Annotated in this window: 8 protein-coding genes; all 8 read right to left on the bottom strand. The window is 42.9% G+C overall.

What is annotated here, in order from left to right:
• Window positions 1-32: 32 nt before the first annotated feature.
• The 8 genes from rlmC to WC407_RS04850 all read right to left on the bottom strand — a co-directional run bounded on the left by rlmC (window position 33) and on the right by WC407_RS04850 (window position 12330).
• Window positions 33-1151: a 23S rRNA (uracil(747)-C(5))-methyltransferase RlmC gene (gene rlmC, locus WC407_RS04885; RefSeq protein ID WP_373021449.1), complete on the bottom strand. Its 1119-nt coding sequence runs from the start codon at window positions 1149-1151 to the stop codon at window positions 33-35.
• Complete coding sequence (gene mfd, locus WC407_RS04880) at window positions 1148-4138, bottom strand: transcription-repair coupling factor (RefSeq protein ID WP_373021448.1); 2991 nt, start codon at window positions 4136-4138, stop codon at window positions 1148-1150. Before mfd ends, rlmC begins: the two co-directional genes overlap by 4 nt.
• Complete coding sequence (locus WC407_RS04875; RefSeq protein ID WP_373021447.1) at window positions 4138-5289, bottom strand: folylpolyglutamate synthase/dihydrofolate synthase family protein; 1152 nt, start codon at window positions 5287-5289, stop codon at window positions 4138-4140. Before WC407_RS04875 ends, mfd begins: the two co-directional genes overlap by 1 nt.
• Complete coding sequence (locus WC407_RS04870) at window positions 5286-6821, bottom strand: GGDEF domain-containing protein (protein ID WP_373021446.1); 1536 nt, start codon at window positions 6819-6821, stop codon at window positions 5286-5288. The genes WC407_RS04875 and WC407_RS04870 overlap by 4 nt, the downstream gene beginning before the upstream one ends.
• Before the next feature lie 3 nt (window positions 6822-6824).
• Window positions 6825-7331: an LPS assembly lipoprotein LptE gene (gene lptE / locus WC407_RS04865; protein WP_373021445.1), complete on the bottom strand. Its 507-nt coding sequence runs from the start codon at window positions 7329-7331 to the stop codon at window positions 6825-6827.
• Window positions 7332-7333: 2 nt separating this feature from the next.
• Window positions 7334-9781, bottom strand: coding sequence for a leucine--tRNA ligase (leuS, locus tag WC407_RS04860; protein ID WP_373021444.1), 2448 nt, complete (start codon window positions 9779-9781; stop codon window positions 7334-7336).
• Between the two features lie 145 nt (window positions 9782-9926).
• Entirely contained in the window at window positions 9927-10961 is a 1035-nt protein-coding gene (locus tag WC407_RS04855; RefSeq protein WP_373021443.1) for a YhcG family protein, read from the bottom strand.
• Window positions 10962-10968: 7 nt separating this feature from the next.
• Complete coding sequence (locus tag WC407_RS04850; RefSeq protein WP_373021442.1) at window positions 10969-12330, bottom strand: pentapeptide repeat-containing protein; 1362 nt, start codon at window positions 12328-12330, stop codon at window positions 10969-10971.
• Window positions 12331-12403: the final 73 nt, after the last annotated feature.

Here is a 12403-nt window from a genome sequence, read left to right as displayed (position 1 = left end):
TCTTCGCGGCAGCCTTTTCCCTTTGGCTGCCTTTAGCGCTTCTTTAGATGCACTAAAACTTCATAATGTTCCGTATGGGCGAACATATCGAATAACTGTACTCTCACAATCTCATAGGACGTTAGTTTCTCCAGATCTTTTACCAGACTTGCAGCATTACAGCTCGAATACATCACCTCTGCGGGGGTTATTTTTTCGATCCATTTGCATAATTGCTCCCCCAGTCCCCGACGCGGAGGATTGACAATCAGGACATCGGGTTTTTTAGCGGTGTTGAGGGTAAAACTTGCCGCATCCAGTGCTTCAAAACTTAGCCCCTTAAATCCGATTTTTTCTGCCGAATCACGGGCGCACTCTATCGCTTCAGGCTCGATCTCGATCCCCACTATCGTCCGATCTTCTGCAGCACAGTGCAAACCGAATCCTCCTACTCCGCAAAAAAGATCCCATACCGTTTTGGGGGTGCTCTCATTCACCCACTCTGCGGCTGTTTTGTAAAGTTTTTCAGCAACACTCGGATTGGTTTGAAAAAAACTTTTAGGACGGATGAAGAGAGGGACGCCGTTGAATTGCTCTTCGAGACGGCTCTGCTCACTCAAAAATATCTCTTCCTCTCCCTCCATAATCGCCATATGAACCGGCTGGATATTGACAGTAACCACTTTTATCTCCGGAGACAAAGCAATCAACGCCTCCAATCCCTTTTTCAATCGCGGGATTACACCGTGCGATCGGAGGACGAAACGGAGCATCATCGAACCGTCGTATGTACTTCGGGTGAGGAGTACGTATTTCAACTCCCCTTTTTTAGCCTTGACATCGTATGCTTGGATCCCGATCTCTCTTAACCACTGCTGTGTGTGCTCCAAAACGCGCTGCATCGAAATGTCGTACAACGGACAGCCGATAAGACTCACATCATCCGAAAGTCCCAATACAACCCCGGATAAGCTGGGAGAGGCAACCATCTTTGCTTTGTTTCGAAAGGCTTTCAGAGGACTTTGCGAAGGGTGCAACCACTCCTGAGGGGTAAACGGGTTCAAGAGAAGACGGAGGTGATCGTTTTTTTGCTTCAACTGTTCTGCGTAATGAAAGTCAATCCATCCGCATGAACGGCATTGATGGGTATCGTAATAGGAACAAAAACTCATGACACCCCCTTCGATTTCACATTGCGCAGATAATGTAAAACGGTACCGATGAGATCGTCATCGTCTTTGCTTTTGCTCTGCAATGTCTCTTTGGCTCCGCTTTGGTACTCGATCGTGATATTTTGGTTGTAGTTGCTCACCATCTTGATGTTTTTCTCAATACACAAGAGCTTAATGACCATGATCTCAAAAAACTGCTTCGTCGGCATATCGGGTTTGCCGAAACGGTCATTGACCTCTTCTTCGATTTCATAAATATCACTCGGACTCTCACAATGGCTGAGACGGCGATAGAGTTCAAGACGTAAACGGTCTTCACTCACCACCTCGTCACTGATAAAGGCGCTGACGGTGAGTTTAATATCGACCTTCGCCCGTACCGCCGTCGTTTGATTCGTAAGGATTTTGATCGCATCTTCGAGCATCCGCAAATAGAGGGCATATCCGATGTTTTTGATATGGCCGCTTTGGGCATCCCCCACGAGATTTCCCCCCCCGCGAATTTCGAGGTCATGATACGCGAGCATCGAACCGCTCCCCAGGAAGGAGTTCGATTCGAGGGCAACGAGCCGTTTTTTCGCCTCTTCGGTGAGGTGATCTTTATCATCGACGATAAAGTAGGCATACCCCTCGATGTGCCCCCGACCGACACGACCGCGTAGCTGATGCAGATCGGCCATCCCGAAACGGTCTGCTCCGTCGATAATCATCGTATTGACGGTAGGCATATGTATCCCCGATTCGATGATCGAGGTGGCGAGGAGAACATCGTATTCGCGATTGGCGAATTTTTCAAGCTCCTCTTCGGTTTGGCTGGCACTGATTTGCGAATGGAGGATCAAAATCCGCAAATCGGGAAGTATCGCTTTGAGCTCTCCTGATTTGATCACCATCGAATCGATCGAGTTGTGGACATAAAAGAGCTGACCGCCGCGGCGCAGTTCGCGCAAGATCACCTCTTTGATCAGCTTCTCATCGTAGTTTTTGACAAACGTCCGTACCCCTAAACGCTCGCTCGGAGGGGTGAGAAGTTCGGACATCGTTTTGATCGAGCTGAGTGCCTGATTGAGACTGCGTGGGATCGGAGTCGCACTCATGGAGAGGAGATGGACGTTTTCATAGAGCGATTTGAGCTTCTCTTTTTGTTTCACCCCAAATTTGTGCTCTTCGTCGATGATGACCAACCCGAGCTTCGCACAGCTCACCCCGAAAAGGGCATGGGTTCCGACAACACAATCGAGCTCTCCCGCAGAGAGGGCTTTGAGGATCGCCGTTTTCTCTTTGGTACTGACGAAACGGTCGAGCTTTGCGACACGAATCCCGAAGTCTTCAAAACGCTCTTTTAGGGAGCGGTAATGCTGAGAACTTAGCAATGTCGTCGGAACGACAAGAAGCGACTGATATCCTCCGCGAGCGGCGGTGAAGATAGCGTTCATTGCTACTTCGGTTTTTCCGAATCCGACATCCCCGCTGAGAAGCCGATCCATAATCTGCCCTGAAGCGAGATCACGGACGATTGAGCCTATCGCACTCGCCTGATCGGCGGTATAATCAAACCCGGCATGCGCTTGAAAACGGAGTAAGTCTGAACTCTCCACACGGATCACAGCGGCTTTAATAAGGGCACGGCTTGCCGCAACCCCTACGATTTCCGAAGCGATCTCAAAAAGTCTCGCTTTTACGCTCTCTTTGAGCTTGCCGAAACTCCCTTTCCCTAAACGATCCAGTGCGGGGAGGGAACCCGACGCAATATAGCGGTCGATCGTATCAAGATTCTCGACCGGAAGGAGCAGCTTGTCATCCCCCATGTATTTGATGACAACAAGATCTTTTATCCCTCCGAGAATCTCCGCTTGTTCAATCCCGGCAAAGATTCCCACCCCATACTCTTCATGTACGACGTAATCGCCCACTTTCAAATCATCAAGCAAAATAGAGGTTTTACGACGACGCCGTTTTTTCTCACGACGGTTCAGCGAGACGATCAATTCAGTAGGGGTTATCAGATTGAGAACGGTCCCCGATGTTTTGACCTCGATCCCTTTTAGATCAAAAATTCCGGCCGCTTTGAGCTGGGTATCGCTTGCGGCAATAAGGGTCAACTTTTTGTTTTTATGAACGCTTCGAAGTATCTCAATATTCGGAGCACTCAATTCGGAGGTATGTTCAGCGTCAGGAATGATCTCTACTTCTAGCCGTGTCCGGGAGAGAAAAGGTTGATTGGGTCCATACGCTTCATCGAGGACATTTTTCATCTCTCGAATGCGACGCAGGGATTTCCCCTCAAGAAAATCAATCCCCTCTTCACCCATCATCCAGAATCCGAGAGACGCAATATCTTTGACAAAACTGTCACTCTCGCATGCTGCTATCGCTTTGTCAAACCGTTTCGCCTGCTCTTCATCAAGGGAGAAAAAGGCACTAGTTACCTCTATCGAGGCTAACTCTTCATTCTCGGTTCGCTGTGTTTCGACATTAAACGCTTTTATCTCTTCGACCTCATCATCAAAGAGGCTGATACGGTAAGGGGAAGGATGAGAAGGGATAAAAATATCCAAAATATCACCCCGATGTGATACCTCCCCTTCCATCTCAACCATATCGACAAACGTGTATCCCCATCGCTGCAATTTCTCTTTGAAGCGTTTTAAATCGATACGGGAGGCAAACTCGATGGTCTCGCTTTGAAGTAATGAAGCATTCGGAAAGGGGAAGAGAAGTGTTTTAAGCGGTGCGATAACCAGCGGTTTTTTGGATGCGCCATAGTAACTGCGCAAAGCGGCAAAAAGGGTAAACAACTCTTCGCTAAAGGGGCGAAGGTCGTCCATATAAGCGGCACGGAAATCAGGAAATACGAGAGACTCTATCCCTAAAAACGAGCACACATCGGAGAGTTCAGACGCTTCTTTGGCATCTTCACAAACGATAATATCACCCCGATTTTTTGGGTTATTTTTTAAATATTCGTAAAATCGTGCTTGTGACATTATTGTAAATTCATCCTCTTTAAAAACGCTTCCGCCACACTGAATGAGCCGAAAACCAGATACTCTTTATCCTCTCGGACACTCTCGAATGCTCCGTGTACCATTCCCAAATCCTCTAAAACCGCTTCGAGCAAGGGTCTTTGCACGATTCGATTCTCATCTACGTCAATAAGTTCAACTTTTTCTATTATGGGAGACAACAGGGTCAAAATCTCCCGATAATCTTTATCGCCGTAGGTATTGTAGATAAGCGTCACTTTTTTCCCGGCATAGCTCTGTGCAATCGCCTGTGCCGCCAAAGCGTTATGTCCGACATCGAGAGTCACATTAGGGGCAATACGGCTAAGACGTCCGAACAACGCCGCTTGGTCAAACAATGATTCATCCACTGTATATCCCAAAGAGGTATAAGCCGACATAGCCAGGATCAAATTATCGCACAGATAATCGCTGAGATTGTTTTTTATGGCAAGATGCAACGCCGCTTTGATAATTTGAGGGGTACAATATCCCTCCACTCGATAAAGAGCAGCCCCCTTCTCTTTTGCTATTTCTTCGGCGATGGCCTCTACTTCGGCATGTTTTTGTTTTCCGAGCAGTGCCTTATGCTGCATACTTCGCAGTTTTGTCGAAGCTATCGACTCAATGGTATTACCCAAAAAAGCACTGTGATCAAAGTCGATCGGGGTAAAAACACTCAAGACTTTGTCAAATACATTGGTCGCATCATGTTCTCCCCCTAGGCCCGCTTCAAGGACAACGTACTCACACCCCTCGTAAGCCATTATTGCCAACAAAGTCGTATATTCAAAATAACTGAGCGATTCCGCTGTTTCGGGAGTTAACAGAGCTAAAAGTTTTTCATGTACTACTTCTAACTCTGTATCTTTAATAGTATCTCCCTCCATCCAAATTCGCTCATTAAAGCTAAGAATGTGGGGAGAGGTGTAGTGCCCCGTTTTTTTTCCTGCGCGGTGCAGTGCCGTAGCGAGAAACCGTCCGGTAGATCCTTTGCCGTTAGTTCCGACAACATGGATAATTTTAGGTAATGTCAGGAGATCGCAAAGGGATTGATACGCTTTGGGGAACCGTTCGTAATCGATTACATCATAAAACAGAGGCTTTTGAGCCAGAAACGTCTCTAAAGTCATGCCGGCTCGACGCGATTACGCCCTTTGCGTTTAGCACTGTATAGCCACTCATCGGCTCCGTTTATGAGTCCTTTTAGTGAAGGGTAGTCACTTCGCTGAGCAATTCCTATACTTGCCGTCAGCGCGATTCTCTGCCCTTGGTACATAAAATGTGCTGCCTCAACGTGAGAACGAACTTTTTCACAAAATATCTTCGCCCCTGCCATATCGGTATCCCCCAATATAGCCAAAAACTCTTCTCCGCCGTATCGACCGACGATGTCGCTGGTTCGTGCTTCATCTTTGAGAATTTTGGCAAACGCGATGAGCACCGCATCCCCCGCATCATGTCCATAGGTATCATTCACTGCCTTGAAGTGATCCAAATCGAGCATTGCCACGCAAAAACTTCGGCCATGTCGTTCATACTCCGCTTCTTTAATGCTCAAATGTTCTTCAATTGCCCGTTTATTGTAAAGCTTCGTCAAAAAATCTTCTCTCGACGCTTGAGTAACGGTGGCCAATTCTGCTTCTAACGTGGCGATCTTTTTCCCCATTTGCACCACATGATCATTGTGCACTTTTAAATCTTTACTCAGAATCTCAACTTTTTCTTCTAACGTGCTGGCAATAGAATAAAGCCGCTTATGTGCTGATTTAAAGTCACTCGGTTTATTTGTTTCAAGCGATTCAAGATCACGCTTAACTTCCCGGATTTCTATCGTTGAATTTTCACTTCGTTCAATGAGCTGAATGAGCTGAGAAGAGAGTTTTTCGAGAAGGATATCCAGTGTTTTAATCATCTCTTCAACACTTTGTTTATCGAGAGAAATCCGCATCGTAATTGCCGTTTTAATCTCTTTTTCACACTCTTCAGAGGTTATATAATCAGCGTTATCTTGCAACTTTTGAGAAAGCTTTGTCGTATAATCGTTCATACTCGGAGCAATTGAAGGGACCAAGGACGCTATGATGAGCTGTGCCATTTTGGAGTAATCCGATGAAGAGGCATCGTTTGATGAGACATTGAGTCCATCGATTGTTTTTTTCAAATTGTTTAAATCCACTTCCGTATAGGCGGAGAGTTTCATCAAGAACGTATCGTCATAGATGCTCAGGAAATTACTCCACGCCTGCTTAAGCAACTCAATTTGCGTTGCTCCCCCTTGCATCTCTAAAATCGAAATGGTTTTTTTCGCCAAGGCAGAGGCTTCAGGGTTATGGAGCACATCGATACTTTGTGCCATTTTTTTAGCCAATGCACTCAAAAGCTCTACCAATTCCGATGCCACGCTCGGGTTGAGACGGCTAAGTTTAGAGATTAAAAATCGGATTAGTTCCGCTGTAGTCCGGACTCGGTACTGTTTTACTTCATCCAGCATTTTTTTATCCAACAATGGCATATAACGATCAATCCCACCGCAATCTTCAACAACCACACCCGCTTTTTTGGCCTCAGAGCAGAAGGTCTCTGCGTAAATATCGGGAGTCCATACTTTCCCGTCTGCTTTTAATTTTTCTACGGTATTACGAACAATTTGGTTAATGGTCATCGTTTACCCTTTAGTCAAGTTTGCACCCTGTGCCGCAATTTGAGCAATAAAGGCGTCGATAGCTTTTTCCGCACTCAAACGAATTGCATCATAACGGGCTTGATCGGAAATAATAGCATTGGGTTCAATATTAAAATCATAAACCCCTGTTGTATTGTATTGGGTTGTTTTTTCATTGGTAGTACGGTCAATATGCATCTGTACTGTCGTACGATAGGTCGTTACATATCCGTTTGTATCATAGCTCAAGGGGGTAAAACCGACCGAAGCAATCGAAATTTTAAGATGGGTAGATGAACTGTTTTTAGTACCCAACGTGGTACGAAATCGTGTGATCACCGCCGTATCAACAGCGTCTTTTATAATCACTGTATTTTGGGGATCTTCCATGGACATGACCACTTCGGTGCTGACACTCTCTCCCACAACCGCTTTTGCATAATGAGATGCCGGCGCGTAGCCGCATCCTGCAAAAACGATAAGCGCAACGATCCAAATAGTCTGACGCATAATTACCCTTTGATAACCAGATTTACCAGTTTACCCGGAATGACAATCGCTTTTACGATCTCTTTCCCCTCAATCCATTTTTCAACGGCAGCTTTAGCACATTCAATGATCGCCTCTTGAGACTCATTGACTCCCACTTCGATTGTTGCTCTGTTTTTACCGTTAATCGAAACACCCAAACTGAGTGCTTCGACTTCAAATACCTCTTCGCATACCGCTTGGGGACCGAAATTTTTCCCGCCAAAAAGCGCCGATGAAAGTTCCCAACATAAATGGGGGACAATCGGCTCGAGAATGGAGGTGAGAATCCAATACCCCTCCGTCCATACATCGCGGTTAGTTTGCTCATTCAACGCATTCATCGCTTCCATAACACCTGCAATCATGGTGTTAAAGGTATGACGTTCCGTATAAACCTCTTGGGCACGTTTAAGGGCTTCGTATACCTTTTTACGCGCCCCTTTCTCTTCTTTAGAGAGGGTACTGTGATCGAGGATCGGTAAGGTATCGGTCGTATTGACGTATTGACTGCGATCGGCAAAACGTTTCAAAAATCGAAAGGCCCCCTCAACCGCACTGTCATTCCACTCCAACTCTTGAGTCGGAGGAGCGGCGAAAAGGATAAAGAGGCGCGCGGTATCGGCACCGTATTTCTCGACCAATGCCCCCGGATCCACCGTATTGCCTTTGGACTTGGACATTTTAGCCCCGTCTTTAAGAACCATCCCCTGTGTTAGAAGATGCTCAAACGGCTCATCGCTGTTGACGTATCCCAAATCACGAAGCATTTTCGTAAAAAACCGGGCATAGAGCAGGTGTAAAATCGCGTGTTCAATCCCGCCGATATAATGGTCAACACCCATCCAATAGTCTAATGCTTTGGGATCAAACGCCTCTTTAAAATCATTTTTGACCGTATAGCGCAAGAAATACCACGAAGACTGGATAAAAGTGTCCATCGTATCGGTTTCACGAATTGCGGGTTTGCCGCATTTCGGACATGCACAGTGTTTCCATGTCGGATGGTGTTCGAGCGGATTTCCTTCCCCGTTTATGATAACATCTTCGGGAAGCGCTACCGGAAGGTTAGCTTTATCTTCAGGGACAATGCCACACGATTCACAGTGGATAAACGGAATCGGGGCACCCCAATAACGCTGACGGCTGATACCCCAATCTTTAAGACGGAAATTGATCACTTTACGACCGAGCTTTTCCGCTTCGAAATGGTTCATGACCGCTTCTTTGGCAGCAGTGTTATCCAAACCGCTGAAACTGCCGCTCTCTTGTAAAATACCTGCATCGGTATAGGCACAGCCGCTTGGCAATTCTCCCTCTTTAGGGAAAATAACCGCTTTGATCGGCAAATGGTATTTAGTCGCAAATTCGTAATCACGATCATCGTGGGCAGGAACCGCCATCACCGCTCCGGAACCGTAATCGGTTAAGACGAAATTAGCCACCCATACCGGTACTTTTGCACCGGTTAACGGGTGGATCACATTGAGGCCGAGTGAAACTCCCTCTTTAGGGCTGGTTGCCCGATCACGTGCACTAACCCGTTGCATTGCTTTGATCGCATCCGCCGTCGTTTCATCTAATAAGCCAAAAGAGAGCATATGCCGAACGATCTCATGCTCCGGAGCCAATGCCGCGTAACTGACTCCGTAAATCGTATCGGGACGGGTCGTAAAGACATCGAAGCTTTGGTATACGGCACCAAGGCGTGCTTCACTCTCCTCATCCAGTTTAAATCCGAATTCCAATCCGTAGGATTTACCGATCCAGTTCTCTTGCATCGTCAAAACCTGTTTCGGCCATTTTCCCTCTAAGGTTTTAAGCGATTCGAGAAGCTCTTCGGCATAGTCACTGATTTTCAAATAATACTGATACATCTCTTTTTGGACAATCTCGGTTCCGCATCTCCAGCATCCTCCGTCAACGACTTGTTCATTGGCTAAAACGGTCAAATCGTGCGGACACCAGTTTAGAAATCCCTGCTTGCGATACAACAGCCCTTTATTAAACATATCGATAATGAAACTCTGCTCAAACGCCGTATATTCAGGATTGGATGTCGCAAACTCACGTTCTTCGGAAAAAGAGAGCCCTAATCCTGCAAGCTCGCCGCGCATGGTTGCAATGTTTTCATACGTCCATTTTTTCGGATGAACCCCATGTTTGATCGCCGCATTTTCCGCCGGCATCCCAAAGCTGTCCCATCCGATCGGGTGCAGGACGTTAAACCCTTGCTGCCGATAATAACGGGCAAATGCATCACCGATCGTGTAGTTGCGTACATGCCCCATATGTATCCGTCCTGAGGGGTAAGGAAACATACTGAGAACATACTTTTTGGGTTTGGAAAAATCATTTGATGGTTCATACGCCTTGGTTTCACTCCAAGTGCGTTGCCATTTTTGTTCTAGTGTCGATGGAGAATAATTCATATTTTGTTACCCTGAAAAATTTATGTAGTTGCGGCGATTTTACCGTATTTCCGATAAGCACTCTATTAAATTTGTTACTTCGCTTTTATTTCCCACTGTCCGTGTGTGCCACCGATTTTCTGAATGTGCTTTGTAGTTCATCTTTTTAGCCTATCTCATCCAAGGCAATATTCAGTTCATTTTCTATCATCTCAATTGTCGGCAGACTTGACTCGAACTCTTTTGGCAAAATTTCAGTCAGTTGATATTCTGATATTCCGATAGGTTGAGACATATTTCGCAAAGAATACTCGGCAACGATCTCATTTTTCTCTTGGCAAAGTATCAGCCCAATGGTCGGCTTGTCCTCTTTTTGTGCTAAGACGCTATCAACGGCACTGCAATAAAAATTTACCTGTCCCGAATATTCAGGTTTAAATTTCCCTTTTTTAAGCTCAATCACGACAAAGCATCGAAGCTTAAGATGATAAAAAAGCAAATCGATATAAAACTCATCATCACCGACTTCAAGTTTGTATTGTCGTCCTACAAATGCGAATCCGCTTCCCAGCTCGATTAAAAATCTCTCCATATGTTTTATAAGACTGTTTTCTAGCTCTTTTTCTCTAAATGGCTCGGTTATGGTCAAAAAATCAAATCTATACGGATCTTTAAAGGATTGCTGCACTAAATCACTTTCAAACGGTGGCAAAATATTTTTAAAATTTGAGATGAGATTACCTTCCCGTTTATGCACTTCACTCTTAATCATAAGGGTCAAAACATCCTTGCTCCAACCATTTTCAAGAGTTTTTTGTATGTACCAATATCGTAATTCTTTATCTTTAATTTTTTGAATCAAGATAATATTGTGTGTCCACGGAATTTGTGCAACCGACAGTTGCCCAATTTCATCATTGGCATACTCTTTGTAAAACTGCACCATTAGTTTAATATTTCTCGTTGAAAAACCACTCATATTCGGAAACTCTCGCAAAATATCCTGACTCAAGGTATCGATAACTTTTGCACCCCATCTCAGCTCATTTTGCCGTTGCTCTATCGCTAATCCGATGTTAAAATAGAGCAGTATCATCTCTTGATTGATGGCACTAAATGCTTTTTGTTGAGAGATTTTTATTTGATTTTTAATATCTACTAAAAAGGAGTTATATTCATTTGAACGATCTATCTCTTTCATGTATTACCTACTTTCTCGTATCTTTTCTAGTTGCCGTTACAAATTGGTAGTACAAATATCCCAATGATACTTTATTCAATAAAAATATAAAAGGATTGTTTTTCAATTCACCATCCATATTTCCAATATAAATAAACTCAAAGAATTGCTTAAATATTTTGCAAATATATTCTATTTTAAAATGATATGGATGAAAAAACAAGTCTTTTGCTATGTCTAAATGCAGTAAAAATAGTGTTAAAAAACCTACAGCAAAAATCCAAAGTAAAGCTAAAACCCAATTTGTAGAATGTTCAGAACTTAAGTCATGTAATTTAAATACGATGTAATCTTTTAAATTTTGCCATTTGATTTTTTCTAATTCTCTTCTTTTTTGATCTAATTCTAGAGCATGGTATTTATTTGCTTCAATTTTATTTCCATTTTTTTCAAAGTTATTTTTGATAATACGATATGTTTCCCGTGATGTTTCAAGTTTGGATTCATTACTTTCAAGTCCATTAATCCCAAAATAATTAATCTCTTTATCACCACTTGTATAATCTAGATTCAATCCTCGATTAAACGTTGATTCTCTAAATGAAGCAAATTTTTCAAATATAATATATTCAAATTCAGCTTTTGCATTAAAAATACACTTGTCAAATAATGTAAAGCCTTTAAAGGTTATTTCTCTTAAATCAAATATCTCTTGAAAAGTGACTTCATTAAATTCTGACAATGACTCAAAATCTACATTTTTGATTTTTATAATATTTATTTTAGAACTAAATATTGTAAAGTCTTTTTTAAAGACAGAATTCATAATTGTTATTTCATTTATTTCACAATTTGATAGCTCAATTTTATTAAATGGGTGATCAAAAATTTCTGTATTTACAAACTGCAACATCTTCATGGATATTGATATTAAATCAATGTGCACAATTTTAATATTATTCAACAAACTAATTTGCTCAAATTCGCATTGATAAAAATTTCTATGTAATAATTGAAGTTCATAAATATCTGATTTATCTATATAAACGTTAAACTTACACTCATTAAATTTTATATGTTCATCTACATTAATATTTTCATTCCAAAACTTTATATAACATTTGTCAAAAATAAAGTTCACGAAATGTGTGCTCTTTATTGTTTCAATTGCAAGATATATATTTTTTATTTCATCATTGATAATAACGAAAGAATCAAAATTCGTATTTGAACAAATAATATCGATTTTTTTGAAAGTAGCATCTAATCTTGGAAACTGATGAGCATTTTGCGGCACTTGATCATATATATTTATATCAAAATTCAATTTTGAACAATTAGATTGTTTTTGAATTATTTCATGAATTTTATTTTTTAGTATATCACCCATCAATTATCCTTGTTTTTCCTATGAAAAGCTTATATAGGCTTTCTTTTATCAATATTGTATTCACTTTTTGCCA

The organism is Sulfuricurvum sp. (assembly GCF_041651515.1).
Taxonomy (GTDB): domain Bacteria; phylum Campylobacterota; class Campylobacteria; order Campylobacterales; family Sulfurimonadaceae; genus Sulfuricurvum.
Note: the sequence above shows the minus strand (reverse complement) of the source record. Positions and strands in the feature narration are given on the sequence as shown.